Consider the following 15,211-nt stretch of genomic DNA (forward strand, 5'->3'; position numbering starts at 1 on the left):
TCAGGCTCGCGGCCGGCGATCCGGCAGGTGGGCCTCCAGCCAGGTGGCCGTGGTGAACACCGCGCCGAGCAGGCCGGCGATCACGTCCAGCGGCCGCCCGGCGAGCAGCGCGGCGGCGACGAAACCGAGGACGAATATCAGCACCACCACGACGCGCCACGGAATGTCGGGGTCATCGGGGGGCTGGGTGAGAATGCACTTCATTAACTTTCCTTTTCCATGATGGGGGAAGGAATGCGCGTCTCTTTCGCGGTGTCCCCGACTGGCGGCCGGGGACACCCAATTACCCGGTGACCGCCGGGCCCGGTGCGTGCCGAAACGTTTGGCGCCGTTTCGGCCGGGCTCGAAGGCGGTCGATCGATTCTTACACGATGGACACTGTGGACTGTCAATGAGGTCGATGTCCGGCGCGGCGAATCCCCCGTGCGCGGGATACCGGCGACCCGTTCGTGGAAACCGCCGTCCGGGAATCGCCGAGTCCGGGCCGCCGCACGCGCGAGCGGTCACGATGTAGAGAGGCGTCCTCGGAAACCCGGCGGCTCCCCTTCGCCACGGAGGGTGTTGGAGCGGCCCGGGCTTGGTAGGTTAGGTGTGCCTCTCATGAGGCCGCACTCATTAACGAGCGCGCGTCCAATTACCCGGACACGGCGGGCCGCCCGTTTGGCGACGGGCGGCCCGTCCCGTGTCCGTCTCCCTTAAAACGGAATGTCGTCGTCCTCATCGGCGAGTTCGAACGGATCGACCGTCCCCGTCGCCGAGCGCAGCGTCGAAGAAGGCGGGTCGCCGGCCTCCTGTGGGCGCGTCGCCCACGCCGGGAACGGGAACTCCACCACGAGCGGCACCGGCAGTTCCGGCTGCGCCACGAACATCGTGCCGGGCTTGGCCATCAGCACCCGCTGGCGCTGCGAGGCCGGGAGGAAGCCGTACTCGGGACGCCCGGCCTCGGCCGGGTCGAGGCGCCCGACGACGCGGATGGCGCTGTTGGCGGCGATGCGGCGCTCGACCTCGGAGGCCGTCTGCTGCGCGCCGACCAGGATCACGCCCAGCGAGCGGCCGCGCTCGGCGATGTCGAGCAGGATCTCCTTGATCGGGCTGGTGCCCTCGCGCGGCGCGTACTTGTTCAGCTCGTCCAGGACCACGAACTGGAGGGGACGGGCGCTGCCCGCCTTCTCCTTGCGCTCGAACTCGGTGCGCAGGACCACGCCGACCACGAACCGCTGCGCCCGGTCGGGCAGGTTGTGCAGGTCGACGATGGTGACCTGGGAACCGTCCTCGGTGGACACCCCGTGCTTCCGGCGCGGCGGCAGGTCGCCGCGCACGAGGCGACCGATGTCGCGCTTGGAGGACATCATCCGGCGGATGAACGCGTTGACGGTGCCCATGCCGATGGCGGTGCCCGCCCACTGGCCGCGCGTCTCCTCGTCCCCGAGGCGCTCGGTGAGCAGGTCCACCAGGTCCCCGTAGGACCGCAGGAGCTGCCCGTCGACGACGGCCGCGCCGTCGTCCTTGGGCTCGGCCTCGCGCGCCAGGCGCGCCGCGACCTGCCCGACGACCATCGTGTACTGCTGGCGCTCGTCATCGCCGTCGGCGAAGACGTAGGGCAGCAGCCGCTGCTGGCAGAACTCGGCCACGGTCCAGTAGAACGACTCCACGCCGGTGGTGCGGCAGGCGACGTCGGGGGTGCCGTTGCGGTCGCCCTCGCGCGGCGGCGCGAACACGGTCACCGAACCGAACGGCCCGGCGGTCAGCCCGAGGCGCTGGTACTCGGCGCGCAGCTTGTCGTCGAGGTTCTTGTTCGGGTGGTCCAGCAGGAGCAGGTCCTCGCCCTTCACGTTGAAGATGAGGACCTTCGTGTTGACCGCCTCGGCGCCCAGCGCGTCGGAGTGCAGCAGCGAGTACAGCAGCCACGTGGCGAAACTGGTCTTGGTCGCCACGCCCGAGATGCCCGAGATGGACACGTGGGCGCCGCGGCTGCCGTCCAGGAAGTCGGCGTTGAGGTACACCGGCTCGCCGTCGCGGCCCCGGCCCAGCGGGACCATGCGCACCATGCGGTCGAAGTACAGGGCCGCCGCCCGGGCCTCGCCGGTCGCGCGGAAGACCGCGTCACCCGGGCGCGGCGGGACGAACACCTCCGGCTCGACGCGCGTCACGGTGATCTCGGCGGCCTCCTGCACCTGCGCGGGCAGCATCCCCTCGCTGATGAGGAACACGTCGGAGTCGAACTGCGCGCCCTCGTGCCGCGCCCGCACCGCCGTCACCACGCCCGAGACCGTCACCGGGTCGCGGCCGGGGATGGCGCGGGACGTGGTCACCACGTCGTCGAGCTGGAGGTACTGGCCCTCGGTCACCGCCACCCAGAAGGACAGGGGAGTGGCGTCCTCGGTGCCGAGCACCCGGCCGACGGGCCGCGCGTCGCCGTGGGCGGGAACAGTCGCATCGGTCACGACCGCCATCCTCTCACCCGGCTGTGACAGAACGGACGTAGCGGAGGATCAGGTTGTCCTCCGACTGGAGCGCGTGGGCCAGCGCCATGCGCCGCACCGGCGAGTGCGGCCCGGCGGTGATGCGTCCCGCGCCCGCCCCGGCCAGCATCGGCGAGAGCGTCAGGTCCAGCTCGTCGACGAGGCCGGCGGCGGTGAGCTCGCCCAGAATGTGCGGGCCGCCCTCGCACAGGATCTGCGTCAGCCCGCGCTCGGCCAGCGCCCGCACGGCCAGCGCGAAGTCCACCGTGGACTCCCCGCACACCAGCACGTCGGCATGCTCGGCCAGCGCCTTCCGCTTCTCCTCGGGCGCGTTTCCGCAGGTCACCACGATGGCCCGGACGGGCGCGCGGGTGAAGATGGGCGCGGCGGGGTCCAGGTCCAGCGACGCGCTGACCACCGCCATCACCGGGTGCTCGGGCAGGCCGTGCTCGCGGCGCCAGGCGACGCGCGCGGCGTCCATGCGCAGGTCCTCGTAGCCTTCGCGGCGGACGGTGCCCGCGCCGGTCAGCAGGACGTCGCAGAGCTTGCGCAGGATCTTGAAGACCCGCTTGTCGGCGCCGCTGGACAGCCCGGCCGACTCGCCCTCCACCGAGACCGCCCCGTCGGCGCTGGACACGAAGTTGACCCGCAGGTGAGTCGCCGAGCGGTCGGCGGGCGCGTAGAGGGCGTCGATGTCGGCGTCGGCGAGCTCGGCGCCCGCCCCGGCCGGCCAGATGCGCGTGATCATCGGGTCAACCTACTCACTTCGCCGGGACCGTCACGAGGGTGTCCCCGGCGGCCAGCGCGGCGACCTCGTCGAAGCGCAGCCGCCGTCCGTCGCGGACCACGGCGACCACCAGGTCGCGGACCTCGCGCGGCCGGGCACCCACCTCACCGGGGTCCACACCGCGCTCGATCAGGTCGAGCCCGGTGCCCTGGGTGAGCAGGTCCTCGATGACGTCGCCGACGGCCGGGGCCACCGTGGACAGTCCCAGCAGCCGCCCGGAGGCGTCCGAGGAGGTGATCACCACGCTCGCGCCGGACTGCCGCAGCAGCGGCGCGTTCTCCGCCTCCCGCGCCGCGGCGACGATCACGGCGTCCGGCGCGCACTGCCGCGCGGTGAGCGTGATCAGCACGGCGGTGTCGTCGCGGTCGGCGGCGACGATGACGCGCGAGGCGTGCCCGGCGACCGCCCGCGTCAGGATCGCCGAGCGCGTGGCGTCCCCCTGCACCGTCACATACCCGTCGGAATTCGCCTCCTGCACCAGTTCATGGCGGCGGTCGACGACGACGATCCGCTCGGCCGGGACGCCGTTGGCGCGCAGCGTGGCGATCGCGCTGCGCCCCTTCGTCCCGTAGCCGACGACGATGGTGTGCTCGCGCAACGCGTTGCTCCAGCGGGTCTCGCGCCACACCTCGCGGGTGCGGCGGGTGAGCACCTCGACGGTGGTGCCGACGAGGACGACCAGGAAGATCACCCGCAGCGGGGTGATGAGGACGATGTTGACCAGGCGCGAGACGGTGTCCACGGGGACGACGTCCCCGTACCCGGTGGTGCTGAGCGTGACCGTCGCGTAGTACACCGCGTCCAGCACCGAGACGCTCCCGTCGGCGGTGTCGCGGTATCCACCCCGGTCCACGATCACCAGCAGGCACGCCAGCACCAGGCACGCCCCCGCCGCCGCGAGCCGCACCAGGATCGCCCGCGGCGCGCTCCGCCGGGCCCGCGGGATGTGGACGGGACTCTGAAAGTCGGACACATCGGAGATCTTATGACAGATCGCATCACGGTCCGTCACTGAAACATCCGGCCGAACGACCCTGGCGACACGTACCACCACCACCGTTAACCTGATGTCATCTCCCGCCCACTAGAAGGAGAACCCATGAGCATCAAACGCGTGCTCGCCCGTATCGCCGCGACGTTATTAGCGGCGGTCCTCGGAGCCGTCGCCCTCGCCCCCTCGGCCGCCGACGCGGCCGTCCCCGACCGTTTCGGCTTCGCGCTGTGGTCGGGCGGCGTGGTCTCCCAGTCGGTGCCGCCCGGCATCTCCGTCACCCCCTCGGGACCGCCCGGACGCTGGCTGGTGAAGATCCCCGGCCAGGGCATCGCCGGCGGCGTCGTCCACGTCACCGCCGTCCACGACGCGGTCGCCACCCCCAACGGCCGCTTCTGCCAGGCCGAGAAGTGGGGACCGGATTCCTCGGTCCCGCCCAACGAGCTCGTCCTCGTGTCGTGCTGGCGCACCACCGGCGTCCTCGACCCCGTCCCCGGCTTCTCCGTGCAGTTCTCCGCCAGCTCCGGCCCCGTAGGCGGCGGCCTCTACGGCTACATGTTCAACTCGCCCACCTGCGTCATCGCCGCCACCTACAACTCCGTCGGCGCCCCCAACAACTGCATCCACGCCGGCCCCGGCGCCTACTCGGTGACCTTCAACGGCCTCGCCACCGCCGGCCCCCAGGACGGATCGGTGGAAGTCACCGCGGTGAACTCCGTGGCGGCCCGCTGCAAGCCCGTGTCATGGAGCTCAGGACCCTCGCAGTCATTCAGGGTCTTCTGCTACAACGTCGCCGGCGTCCTCACCGACAGCGCCTTCACCATCACCTACCAGCTCAAGCGGTCCCTCTACGGCCCCGCCTTCCCACCCACCCGCTTCGGCTACATCTACAACGCCCCCGGAGCAGGTCCCCCCTCGACCAACTACAACTCGGTCGTCGGCGCCAACGCCTGGGGCGGCGGCCCGCCCGTCTGGACCGTGAAGTACTACCAGCTCTCCGGCGGCGGAGCCCCCGGCAACTCACAAGCGGTGGCCTTCGGCCCCAACCCCAACTTCTGCGGGCTATCCCGCCCATGGCTGGCCGCAGGAGTGGACATCGTCGCCTTCGTGAACTGCTTCGACAACACGGGTAACCCCGTGAACGACCGATTCACGAACAGCTACTCCTCACGCGTGTAGGGGAGAAAGAGCAAGGCAGAAGGCGAGAAGGCAAGAAGGCAAGAAGGCAAGAAGGAAGGAAGCCGCGCCGCCCGTACCAACGGGCGGCGTGGCGAAAGACCGGCAGGGGCGCATGGCGGGTGCGGCGGTGGGTGGGTGAGATGCGGTGGGGAGGCGGCCGCGCCGAAAGACCGGCCGGGCCAGGCGAGCAGCGGTGGGTGAAGCCCGCCCGAGGTGAGAGCCGGTGACGGATGACCGGCCGGGTGTGGTGCGCGGCCTGGTGCGGTGGGGGTGAGACGAAGGCAGGCCGGGTGCGATGGGCGTGCAGCCTGCAGTGCGGTGGGGTGAGACGAAGGCAGGACCCGGGCCACCCCACGAAGCGGTGGGTGAAGGCCGCCCGAGGCGAGGTCCGGGGACGATGTCACAAGCCGGGTGCGATGCGTAGCAGGGTAGGGCTCTTGACCGAAGCCGCAGCCGCAGCCGAAGAGCCTGGCCGTCACGACAGACCAGGCCCCGCACAACCTTTCCCGAAGAGAGCTGGATCTTTTGGCGTGCGGCCTGACGGGTCATGAGAACGAGGGTTCTGGGGGTGTCAAGACAGCTCTTCCGTCTTGACACCCCCAGGTTCATCGTTCACCGTCTGCGAGGCCGAACGACGGGAGATCCGCGGGTAGCACGCCGAACGAGAAGGGTGGGGATGGAAGGGCCGGGCCAAGGGGGAGAGGCACGACGGAGGTGGTGCAGGGCGGGATGGAGCGAGGCTGAGGGCGGGGGGAGTCGCTGCGGCGGGGCGCGGAGGGGTGGGGTGGCCCCGGTGGCCGGGCGTGGCTGGGGTGAGGTGTGCGGCCCGCAAGCCGAGAGATGGCGGGGCGAGAGGTGCGGCCGAGGGCCAACGGGGGCTGCGGGGACAGGTCAGGGGGATGCGTGACGGGGGTGGTGCGGGCCGGGGTGAGGCCGAGGGTCGGGGAAGGCACCGGGGAACCCGGGAGGTGGGCTGGTGTGGCCCGGCTGTGAGCGTGGCCTGGCGGTGAGGGAGACGGCCCGCAAGCCGAAAGACGGCGGGAGAAGCCAGCGCGACCACAGCGAAGCCCCCAAACCCCCTCCAACCCCCCTTGCCATTAACCCTCCGTTACGCCATCCTCCCCCCATGACTCACCCAACCCCCCCACCCCCCACCCACTCCATCCAGCTCTACACCCTCCGCCACCAACTCGAACAATCCCCCGCCGCCACCCTCTCCGCCCTCGCCACCCTCGGCTACACCACCGTCGAGCTCGCGGGCCTGAAAGGCCTCACCCCCACCGCCTTCCGCCGCCTCCTCGACGACTCCGGCCTGCGCGCCTCCTCCGCCCACGTCCCCCTGCGCGACACCGAAGCGGGCGTGGACGAGATGCTCGAAGACGCCGCAACCCTGGGCAACACCCACCTGGTCATCCCCATGGCCCGATTCGACGACGCCGACGGCTGGAAGCGCTTCGCCGAGTCCCTCACCGCCGCCGCGGCAAAGGCCAAAGACCAGGGCATCGCCCTCGGCTACCACAACCACGCCCACGAGTTCGCCCCCTTGCCCGACGGTCAGCGCCCCTACGACGTCCTCACCGCCTACACCGACGCCGCCCTCGTCCACCTCGAACTCGACTTCTACTGGGCGGTCCACGCCGGCGTCGACCCTCGCGACATCCTCGGTGCGCACCGCGGCCGGGTGAAGCAGGTCCATGTGAAGGACCGCACGCTGACCGGCGCGATGGCGGACCCGGGCGAGGGCGCGATCGCGTTCACGGATCTGATCCCGATGGCGGAGCGCTCGGGCGTGGTGGAGTTCATCGTCGAGCGCGACGACAGTCCCGACCCGCTGAAGACGGCGAAGACGGGACTGGACTTCCTCAGAACGTTCTAAAGCGAAAACCACCCGCCCCGCTGCTCCCACCGGCCGCCTTCGGCGATGTGGTCGGCGAGCACGCGGCGCAGGGTGCTGTCGCGGGGCAGTTCGGCGGGGTCGACGCGCTCGGGCGCGCTGACCACGCGCTTGAACACGAAGCGCAGGACGTCGAGGGTGCCGTTCTTCCCGGCCTCCTCATCGGCGGGGAGGAGGGTGAACAGCTTCCCGAAGCGCGCGATGTTCGTGTCCGGCAGCGCTGCGCCCAGGCGCGGGTCGAGCAGCCAGGACAGGCACGTGGCCTTGTCGGCGCCGAACTCGGGGAAGGTCTTGGGGAAGAACTCCCGGGCGCGTTCGAAGGAGTCCTCGCATGCCTCGGGGCTCATGGGGCCGCCGGTCTCGGGGATGTGGACGCCGAGGACGGGCCCGTCGAGGGCGGTGGAGTGGTGCATGTCGAACTGGAGGCGGCCGAGGCGGTAGATGGAGCCGCGGAAGTGCAGGGTGAACCAGAAGGACACGTCGAGGCCGGATTCGCCGTAGATGGCCCGGTTGATGCGCAGTTTCTCGCCGACGTCGCCGAAGGTGGCCCAGGAGACGTCCTCGGGGATGCCGCGTTCGGCGTGCCAGGCGAGGGTCGCGGGGAGGTGGGCGAGGAAGGCGTAGAGGTAGACGAGCCGCGCCTTGGGGTCGCGGTGGTGGGCGGTGGACGGCCACATGAGCATCCCGTGCCCGCCCATGCCGGAGCGCAGGTGCGCCACCGTGCGCTCCAGGATCCACCACAGCTCGGGGTCGGCTTCAGGATCGGGACGGGCGCCGACGGCGTCGGCGACGTCGATCTCGTCGGCGCCCATGCGGTGGAGGGCGCGGATGACCTCGGCCTGGGAGGGCAGGGTCACGGGGGCGGCGTCGAGTCCGTCCCACACGGTCATGATCTCCCGCGCGGGCTCGGGCCAGCCGAGGTGGGCGCGCACGCTCTCCAGGTCCGTCACGCAGGCCATCTCACCCGACGGTGACCGGCTCCGTCAACTCTCAGGAAGCGCGCCTACAATCCCACGGGTGGCCCGGTTCTTCACCCGTCGTTGGATCTTCGCGCACACCGCGCTCGTCGTGGTGCTGGCGGCGTTCGCGTGGCTGGCGTGGTGGCAGATCGGCCGGGCGGCCGGTGGCAACGCGCTGAGCTGGGCTTATGCCTTCGAGTGGCCGTTGTTCGGGCTGTGCGCGATCGCGCTGTGGATTCGTGAGATCCGGCAGGAGCTGCGCAAGAACGGGCCGCTGGCGCGGCCGGAAGATCCGCCGATGGAGTCGCCCTTCGAGACGAAGGCGACATACGCGCGGCCCGCGTCGGGCGATGACGAGCTGTCGGCGTACAACGAGTACCTGGCCTGGATGAACGAGAATCCGGACCGGCGCGCGAGCGACTACCCCGGGAGACAAAACGCATGAAGGCGGCGCTGACCCGTTACCGGATCATGGCGTACATCGTCGGGACCATGCTGATCCTGCTGTTCTTCGTGGCGATGCCGCTGCGGTACCTGTCGCCGGACGGCTCGGACCTGGAGAGCACCGGCGTGCTGATGTCGGCGATCATCGGGCCGGTCCACGGGTTCCTGTACGTGGTGTACCTGATCTGCGCCTTCGATGTCTCCCGCCGGGCGGGCTGGCCGCTGCCGAAGACCCTGGGCGTGCTGATCTCGGGGACGATCCCGGTGGTCTCGTTCGTGGCCGAGCGCTGGGTGCGCCGGCAGGTCGAGCCGCGCCTGGTCGCCGAGGCCGCCTGACCTCCCGCCACCTTTTCGGCGGAAAGCTTCGTCGCCGCGTGTTCACTTGAGTGTCGTTTTTCACTAGGCTGCCGTCACACCACCGTCCACTGTGAACGGAGGCAGCAATGCTAGTGGGCATCAGGTCGACCGGGCGCTCCAGCGCGGCCGGGAACGACTCCGTCGGAGCCGCCGAGGGCTTCCAGGGCATCAAGAAGTCCTTCGACGACTCCTGCGCGGCGGCCGAGGGCGCCGCCAAGGAGTCGCCCATCGTGAGCGCCCTGCGCGCCTATCACGGTGACAATGCCAAGGCCCTCCAGTCGATCAACGACCACGGCCGCTCGGTCGGGGAGAACATCGTCAACGGCACCGGACGCACCGTCGCCAAGGACGTCGACCTCGCCGACGGCTTCTGGCTGGTGACGCCGGAGGTCGGCGAGGCCCGGTACCGCCAGATCACCGAGATCAACCGGTAGGCGGCCATGGCCTTCGACACCAGCCCCTGGGAGACAAAGGCCGACGAGGCCGCCGTCTCGGGCGAGGCGAACACATTGATGTCCCTGGCCGGGCGCATCACCGGGCGCGGCGGCGAGCTGCGGGACGCCATCAACGCCGGCGCGATGGAGTTCAGCGACATCGTCGCCGACCCCATCGAGGCCCGCAACCGCGACAACGTGACCTCCTGGGTGTCGGGTACCCAGGCCACGGTCTTCGGCAGCTCGATCCTCACCGCCTGGGCGGGCGAGGTCGGCACCTTCAAACGCGAGCTGGCCGCCCTCGACACCCGCTACGCCGAGGGCGTCAACCGGATCTTCGAGATCGGCACCGGCGGTCCCGGCGAGGGCGCCAACAGCGTCGGGCGCAACGCCGCGCAGAAGAGCCTGGAGGCGGAGCTGACCGCCGAGGCCGTCCGGCTGCGCGCGAAGTTCGACACCGACACCGAGTCGCGCGGCGCGCAGCTGCGCAGCGGGCCGACCACGGAGGTCCTCAAGGCCCTCGTCTCCGACGGCACCATGAAGTGGGCCGCGTTCAACCTGTGGGGCGCCAAGGGCGCCGTCCCGCTGGACGGCAAGGACGCCAAGAAGCTCGCCGAGATGCTGGTCGCCAAGCTGAAGGGCGGCGGGAAGCTCACCCAGGCCGACCGCGAGCTGCTGATCAACCTCCAGGCTCTGGCCGGGCACGCGCTGTGGATGCAGAAGCACGGCGGGAACCTCTCCAAGGGCGAACTGGCCTACCTCAAGACCCTCTTCGGCGAGCTGAACCGCGGCTACAACGGCGACGACACCCCGTTCCGGGGCGACTCGGCGCTGCTGAACATCGACGCGTGGCTCAAGGGCTCCGGTTACGGCGCCGCCGACCAGTCGCTGATCCGGGGTGCGCTCGGCGGTGGCCTGCTGGCCCTGTCCGACGACGGCATCGGCGGCGGTTACGAGCTGCTGCCCTCCGACGTCCGCCGGTCGCTGGAGGCGGAGCTGCCCGAGACCTGGGACATCCCCGCCGGCGAGGGCGCCGAGGGCTTCTGGCGCGCCGAGTTCGTCCCGCTGGCCGCGCTGCTGGGCGCCGCCCCGGCGCTGCAGGGCGGCCTGAAGTTCTCCGGGCTGCTGACCCTGCGCTCGGCCGAGTACGCCTCGATGCTCGACGAGAAGGAGGACGTCGAGCCGCTCCAGACGCTGCTGGGCGTGGCCACCCGCAACCACGAGGCCGTCCGCGAGGTCCTCACCGGCGGCTACCGCACCGAGCGCTTCGGGGCCGACACCCCCGAGTTCGTGCTGCGGCAGCTGTTCGGGAAGAACGACTGGACCGACGGCGGCGCGGCGGCGGCCAAGCTCGTCGACTGGATCCCGGCGGCGTCCAGGGGCTCCGACTCCTACGAGCGCTACCTCGCCGGAGTGTCCTCGGCGGCCGTCATCGACATCCTGACCAACACCCACAAGACCGCCTGGGACCAGAGCGCCTTCCAGTTCTTCACCGACTCCGGCGGCCGCATCGGCGACGCCACCGACGTCCCGATGGGCGTGGCCAACCCGAAGATCTCGCAGGCCCTCGGGGACGTGGCCTCGGCCTACCTCCAGTCCTTCGGCGGACGCGACGGCGTGGAGGGCGCCAAGACCCAGTGGGGCTACATGGTCTCCGGCCCCAACGGCGAGGTGTGGGTGCCCGACAAGCTCCAGATCGACCCCGACGACCGGGCCCGCTTCTTCCAGCTCATCGTCGCCGACCCCAAGGCCGCCGCGCAGCTCGGCAACGACATCCTCGGCACGATGTACCGCAACACCGGCGACATGGTCGGCACCGACGACCCCGGGGCGCGCGGCAGCCTCGCGGCCACCTCCGGGCGGCTCCTGGGCTACTTCGACGCCGCGCTCAAGAACAACATGCTCGACGCCGTCGGCGATCACGAGCGGGCCGAGGCGACCGCCTACGGCGACGAGGTCGCCAAGAACCAGCGCATCACCGGCATCATGAGCGGCGGCATCGGTTTCGCGTTCAACCAGGCCAACAACTCCGTCTCGGCCTGGGACAACAACTACGCCCTCGCCCACGGCGGGCGCAGCCTCGGCGGCCCCACCGGCGGGGTGTTCCTGCGGAACCTCCCGGTCAACGTCGTCCAGGGCGTCGTCGGCGGCTTCGTCCCCTTCTTCATCGACGCGCCCACCGCCCCCGACCCCAACGACGTGGACATGCGGCCCGTCGTCGGGCACATCAGCCCCGAGAAGTTCGACCTGCTCACCAAGCACTCGATGCTCGACCACGCCATCGACCAGGGCAAGGTCGACGTCAAGGACCTCGACAAGGGCCTGCTGAACGAGGACGGGACGAGGCTGCGCGACCTCGGCGCCAACGAGGACGTCCCCCGCGTCCAGGCGCAACTGCGCGACCAGCTGATCAAGGCCGGCCTGCGCGACCTCGTCGAGAACGGCCAGTTCGACGTCTACCGCTACGCCAAGAGCGTCGACGACGCCCAGGACTCCTGGCAGGAGTACCAGCAGTGGCGCAATAACGAAAAGCAGTGACCGGCGACACCGCCCGGCGTGCCCTTCCGGCGCGCCGGGCGGCACCGCCGTCATGATGACGCGATGCGCATCGGACAGGTCGTCATCGTCGTATCCGACTACGACGAGGCCATCGCCTACTACGTCGGCGTCCTCGGCTTCGAACTCGCCGAGGACACCCGGATGAGCGAGACCAAGCGGTGGGTCGTGGTCCGGCCCGCCGGTGGCGACGCCTCGCTCCTGCTCGCCAAGGCCGATGGCGAGCACCAGGCCTCCCGCGTCGGCGACCAGACCGGCGGGCGCGTCGGGTTCTTCCTCTACACCGACGACTTCCACCGCGACTACGAGCGCATGAAGGCCGCCGGGGTCGCCTGGGAAGAGGAGCCCCGCCACGAGGAGTTCGGCACCGTCGCCGTCTTCGCCGACCTCTACGGCAACCGCTGGGACTTCATCGGCCCGCCCGCGAAGTAGTAGCCTGCTCGGGCCCGCTTCGAACCCCTCCCGAAGGTGCCGCCATGCCCGAGGTCGCCGTCTTCACCGTGCCCCGCAGACACCGCGCGCACCGGGAGGTGGTCTCCGCCGTCCTCGCCCTGGCCGTGCTGACTTGGCTGGCGGGGCTCGTCGCGCTGGCCTCCGGGACGCTGGTGCCGCTGCTGGCGGCGTTGGCCCCGACGGCGCTGTGGGCGCTGCTGCGGCTGACGCGCCCGGAGCCGGTCACCGAGCTGCGCGTCGAGCCCGCCCGCCTGCTCGCCGGGCCGTACCGCGTCCCCGCCCACAAGGCCGCCGCGACGCTGATCCGCGAGCGCGGCGAACTCGTGCTGCTGCTGGCCACCGGTGAGCGCACCCCGGCCGCGCGGGTCGTGCTGTGCCGCGCTGGCGGCACCGACGCCGCCGACCTGGCGCGCCTGAAGTCCCTCGCGGAGGTCCTGGGCACCTCGCGCGAGTCGAGTGCCGTGAAAGTGTCGCGGGAGCTGGCTAGCCTGGCCGGGTGATCACACGCGAGCAGGTCCGCTGGTACCGCGCCGCCGCGCAGGGTCTGGCCCGGGACGGGAGCTTCCGGCCGGTCCTCGGCGTCCAGGACACCCCGCCGGGCTCGGCGGTGGCGGCGCTGACCGCGCGCGGCGCGGCCGAGCCGGACGCGATGACGTGGACCCACCGGGGCGCGCCGCACCTGCATCCCGCCGGTGACCTGCCCGGCCTGGCCCGCGCGCTGTGGCCGCACTCGCCGGCGGACGCCGCCGCGCGCTTGCAGAGCACCGGCGCGAAGCTGGCGAAGGCGGGCGTGGACGTCCGCGCGGCCTTCGCCGACGTCGCCGCGGCGATGCGCGAGGCGGCCGCCGAGCCGCTCACCAAGGGCGAGCTGAGCGCGGCGGTGACGGCCGCCGTCCCGCCGGAGTACTCCTACGACTGCCCGGGTTGCGGGACCTTCCACGTGTACGAGTCGCTGTTCCGGCACGGCGCGCTCCCGGCCGGGCTCGTGGCCGTCCCCGAGTCGCCGCAGCTGACCTTCCGGCGGCTGCCGGACTGGGAGGGCGTCCCCGAGGCCCCCGAGGGCACCGGTGGGCTCATCGCCGCGTTCCTGGCGGCCACCGGGCCGGGCGGACCGGCCGAGATCGCCGGTTTCCTCGACACCCGGCCCGCGCGGGCGCGCGAGTTCTGGCCCGCCGGGCTGTCCGAAGTGGACCTCGACGGCCGGGTCGCGTGGTTCCCCGGCGAGCGGCTGGACGACCTGCGTGCCGCCGCGCGCCCGGACTACGTCCGCCTGCTGCCGCCTTCCGACGCCTACCTGCTCGGCGACCGCGAGCTGCTGCTGCCCGAGGCCGCCCACCGCGCCGAGCTGTGGAAGAACCTGAGCCGCCGGGGCGCCGTCCTCGCCGACGGCGAGCTCGTCGGCTACTGGACGCAGAAGGCCGCCGGACGCCGGTTGCGCGTCACGATCGTCCCCTTCGGACGGCTCTCCGCCACCGTCGGCGAGCGCCTGGAAGCCGAGGCGGACCTGCTCGCCGTCGCGCGCGGCTTCACCGCGGCCGTCCTGGACGTGTGAAGCGGCGCCGTCCGGTGTGGACGGCGCCGCTGAGGGAAGGGATCAGACGAGCTCGGGGACCCGGGCGTCCATGCGCGCCTCGGCGCGGGCCCGGGACTTCCCGACCGCCACGGTCACCGCGAACAGCGCCGCCGTGACCACCGCGATGGCGCCCAGGGCCGTCCACGTCTTGGCGTCGGGGTGGATCAGCGACTGCCCCCGCAGCGCCTGCCACGTCACCAGGGCGGTGAGGCCGCCGTAGCAGAGACCGGCCACGCCGATGACCGCCCGGCGCGTCCGCTCGTCGCGCAGCCACGCCACCCGCGCCGCCAGGCCCGCCACCAGCAGGCCCACCAGGAGCATGACCTGCATCCCGTGCATGCCCACGAAGTGGGGGATGCGCAGGTCGCCCGCGGTGGCGTTCCAGCCGGTGAAGGGCATGACCGGCGCGTCGTCGCGGGTGCCGACCGAGTGCGAGATCGCCAGCGTGACGGGGTCGCCGTTGCCGTCGGTGTAGTCGCCGCTCTGGCCGTCGGGGTTCATCGAGATCAGCAGGCCCAGGAACATCCCGGCGATGGAGTAGAACGCCGCCAGGCGCACCGCCATCGCGGTGCCCTTGTCGCCGACGCGCTGCACGATCAGGGTGATCGCCAGGATCATGTTGGCCAGCATCAGGATCGGCACGCCGATGGAGAACACGTTCTGGGTGAGCTCGCCGTAGGCGTCGGCGGTGTTGAAGTGGCTGAAGGTGCCGCGCGCGCCCTGCATGGCGATCACCGCGACGTCGGCGGTCCCCGACAGCGCGACGACCGTCCCGACCCACCAGGTGAACCGGCGTCCCTTGTGCGGCAGCGACAGCATCCACCCGAGGGTGAGGCCGTAGGCGACGAAGGCGACGGCGAACTTGAGGGGCTTCTCCCACACGGAGACGCCGTTCTGGACGCGGTCGTCGATCAGCACGCCACCGAGGGCCACGAGCACGAGGCCGGACATCAGGGCGACCTGGATCATGAGGGGCCGGTGCCAGGACAGGACGGTCCGGGCGCGGTTGCCGATGGTGGTCATTGCTTCCTCCGTGGGCGAGGGGCTTGTGCCCTTCATCCTTCGGGGGAGGAGCGCCGTCCGCATTGGACGCAGAACCACCTTGCGGCGGGGCGGAGCACC

The 15,211-nt window shown here is 71.4% G+C and carries 15 protein-coding genes; 9 read left to right on the forward strand and 6 right to left on the reverse strand.

Translation table 11 applies throughout. The annotated features are described in order from the left end of the window. From QSK10_RS24455 to QSK10_RS24470, 4 genes are all read right to left on the reverse strand, one after another. The gene (locus QSK10_RS24455; protein WP_285665286.1) at positions 1 to 204 is read right to left on the reverse strand and encodes a hypothetical protein; all 204 of its coding nucleotides are present in this window, start codon (positions 202 to 204) and stop codon (positions 1 to 3) included. A 491-nt stretch (positions 205 to 695) separates the two neighbouring features. Further along, positions 696 to 2,444, reverse strand: coding sequence for an ATP-binding protein (locus QSK10_RS24460; protein WP_285665287.1), 1,749 nt, complete (start codon positions 2,442 to 2,444; stop codon positions 696 to 698). Between the two features lie 13 nt (positions 2,445 to 2,457). Further along, positions 2,458 to 3,210, reverse strand: a complete 753-nt coding sequence (locus QSK10_RS24465) for a pyrimidine reductase family protein (protein WP_285665288.1) — start codon at positions 3,208 to 3,210, stop codon at positions 2,458 to 2,460. Between the two features lie 13 nt (positions 3,211 to 3,223). Then, positions 3,224 to 4,222 (reverse strand): potassium channel family protein, encoded by a 999-nt coding sequence (locus QSK10_RS24470; RefSeq protein WP_285665289.1) that lies wholly within the window; start codon positions 4,220 to 4,222, stop codon positions 3,224 to 3,226. A gap of 126 nt (positions 4,223 to 4,348) precedes the next feature. Here QSK10_RS24470 and QSK10_RS24475 point away from each other — a divergent pair, with 126 nt between their 5' ends. Continuing rightward, positions 4,349 to 5,419, forward strand: a complete 1,071-nt coding sequence (locus tag QSK10_RS24475) for a hypothetical protein (protein ID WP_285665290.1) — start codon at positions 4,349 to 4,351, stop codon at positions 5,417 to 5,419. A 1,126-nt stretch (positions 5,420 to 6,545) separates the two neighbouring features. Then, on the forward strand, positions 6,546 to 7,295 hold the full coding sequence (locus QSK10_RS24480) for a sugar phosphate isomerase/epimerase family protein (RefSeq protein WP_285665291.1): 750 nt from the start codon (positions 6,546 to 6,548) through the stop codon (positions 7,293 to 7,295). Here the strand turns inward: QSK10_RS24480 and QSK10_RS24485 are convergent. Further along, positions 7,292 to 8,263, reverse strand: a complete 972-nt coding sequence (locus tag QSK10_RS24485) for an acyltransferase domain-containing protein (protein WP_285665292.1) — start codon at positions 8,261 to 8,263, stop codon at positions 7,292 to 7,294. The genes QSK10_RS24480 and QSK10_RS24485 overlap by 4 nt on opposite strands. Before the next feature lie 67 nt (positions 8,264 to 8,330). Here QSK10_RS24485 and QSK10_RS24490 point away from each other — a divergent pair, with 67 nt between their 5' ends. The 7 genes from QSK10_RS24490 to QSK10_RS24520 all read left to right on the forward strand — a co-directional run bounded on the left by QSK10_RS24490 (position 8,331) and on the right by QSK10_RS24520 (position 14,068). Next, positions 8,331 to 8,717: a hypothetical protein gene (locus QSK10_RS24490; protein WP_285665293.1), complete on the forward strand. Its 387-nt coding sequence runs from the start codon at positions 8,331 to 8,333 to the stop codon at positions 8,715 to 8,717. Next, a complete protein-coding gene (locus QSK10_RS24495) occupies positions 8,714 to 9,052 on the forward strand; it encodes a DUF3817 domain-containing protein (protein WP_285665294.1) in 339 nt (112 codons plus the stop codon). Before QSK10_RS24490 ends, QSK10_RS24495 begins: the two co-directional genes overlap by 4 nt. Before the next feature lie 107 nt (positions 9,053 to 9,159). Then, on the forward strand, positions 9,160 to 9,507 hold the full coding sequence (locus tag QSK10_RS24500) for a hypothetical protein (protein WP_285665295.1): 348 nt from the start codon (positions 9,160 to 9,162) through the stop codon (positions 9,505 to 9,507). Positions 9,508 to 9,513: 6 nt separating this feature from the next. Beyond that, positions 9,514 to 12,045, forward strand: coding sequence for a TPR repeat domain-containing protein (locus QSK10_RS24505; RefSeq protein WP_285665296.1), 2,532 nt, complete (start codon positions 9,514 to 9,516; stop codon positions 12,043 to 12,045). A gap of 63 nt (positions 12,046 to 12,108) precedes the next feature. Next, the gene (locus QSK10_RS24510) at positions 12,109 to 12,495 is read left to right on the forward strand and encodes a VOC family protein (protein WP_285665297.1); all 387 of its coding nucleotides are present in this window, start codon (positions 12,109 to 12,111) and stop codon (positions 12,493 to 12,495) included. Positions 12,496 to 12,539: 44 nt separating this feature from the next. After that, on the forward strand, positions 12,540 to 13,016 hold the full coding sequence (locus QSK10_RS24515; RefSeq protein ID WP_285665298.1) for a hypothetical protein: 477 nt from the start codon (positions 12,540 to 12,542) through the stop codon (positions 13,014 to 13,016). Next, on the forward strand, positions 13,013 to 14,068 hold the full coding sequence (locus QSK10_RS24520) for a DNA glycosylase AlkZ-like family protein (RefSeq protein WP_285665299.1): 1,056 nt from the start codon (positions 13,013 to 13,015) through the stop codon (positions 14,066 to 14,068). The genes QSK10_RS24515 and QSK10_RS24520 overlap by 4 nt, the downstream gene beginning before the upstream one ends. A gap of 42 nt (positions 14,069 to 14,110) precedes the next feature. On the opposite strand, the gene QSK10_RS24525 is transcribed toward QSK10_RS24520, so the two are convergent. Then, positions 14,111 to 15,112, reverse strand: coding sequence for a hypothetical protein (locus tag QSK10_RS24525; protein WP_285665300.1), 1,002 nt, complete (start codon positions 15,110 to 15,112; stop codon positions 14,111 to 14,113). Between the last annotated feature and the right edge of the window lie 99 nt (positions 15,113 to 15,211).

It is taken from the genome of Actinorhabdospora filicis (genome assembly GCF_030269765.1).
GTDB lineage: Bacteria > Actinomycetota > Actinomycetes > Mycobacteriales > Micromonosporaceae > Actinorhabdospora > Actinorhabdospora filicis.

What these genes read in the sequence shown, in the direction of transcription:
- QSK10_RS24495 (WP_285665294.1), top strand. Translation starts at nt 8,714, where the DNA reads ATGAAGGCGGCGCTGACCCGTTACCGGATCATGGCGTACATCGTCGGG.
- QSK10_RS24480 (WP_285665291.1), top strand. Translation starts at nt 6,546, where the DNA reads ATGACTCACCCAACCCCCCCACCCCCCACCCACTCCATCCAGCTCTAC.
- QSK10_RS24510 (WP_285665297.1), top strand. Translation starts at nt 12,109, where the DNA reads ATGCGCATCGGACAGGTCGTCATCGTCGTATCCGACTACGACGAGGCC.
- QSK10_RS24475 (WP_285665290.1), top strand. Translation starts at nt 4,349, where the DNA reads ATGAGCATCAAACGCGTGCTCGCCCGTATCGCCGCGACGTTATTAGCG.
- QSK10_RS24455 (WP_285665286.1), bottom strand. Translation starts at nt 204, where the DNA reads ATGAAGTGCATTCTCACCCAGCCCCCCGATGACCCCGACATTCCGTGG.
- QSK10_RS24515 (WP_285665298.1), top strand. Translation starts at nt 12,540, where the DNA reads ATGCCCGAGGTCGCCGTCTTCACCGTGCCCCGCAGACACCGCGCGCAC.
- QSK10_RS24465 (WP_285665288.1), bottom strand. Translation starts at nt 3,210, where the DNA reads ATGATCACGCGCATCTGGCCGGCCGGGGCGGGCGCCGAGCTCGCCGAC.
- QSK10_RS24505 (WP_285665296.1), top strand. Translation starts at nt 9,514, where the DNA reads ATGGCCTTCGACACCAGCCCCTGGGAGACAAAGGCCGACGAGGCCGCC.
- QSK10_RS24500 (WP_285665295.1), top strand. Translation starts at nt 9,160, where the DNA reads ATGCTAGTGGGCATCAGGTCGACCGGGCGCTCCAGCGCGGCCGGGAAC.
- QSK10_RS24525 (WP_285665300.1), bottom strand. Translation starts at nt 15,112, where the DNA reads ATGACCACCATCGGCAACCGCGCCCGGACCGTCCTGTCCTGGCACCGG.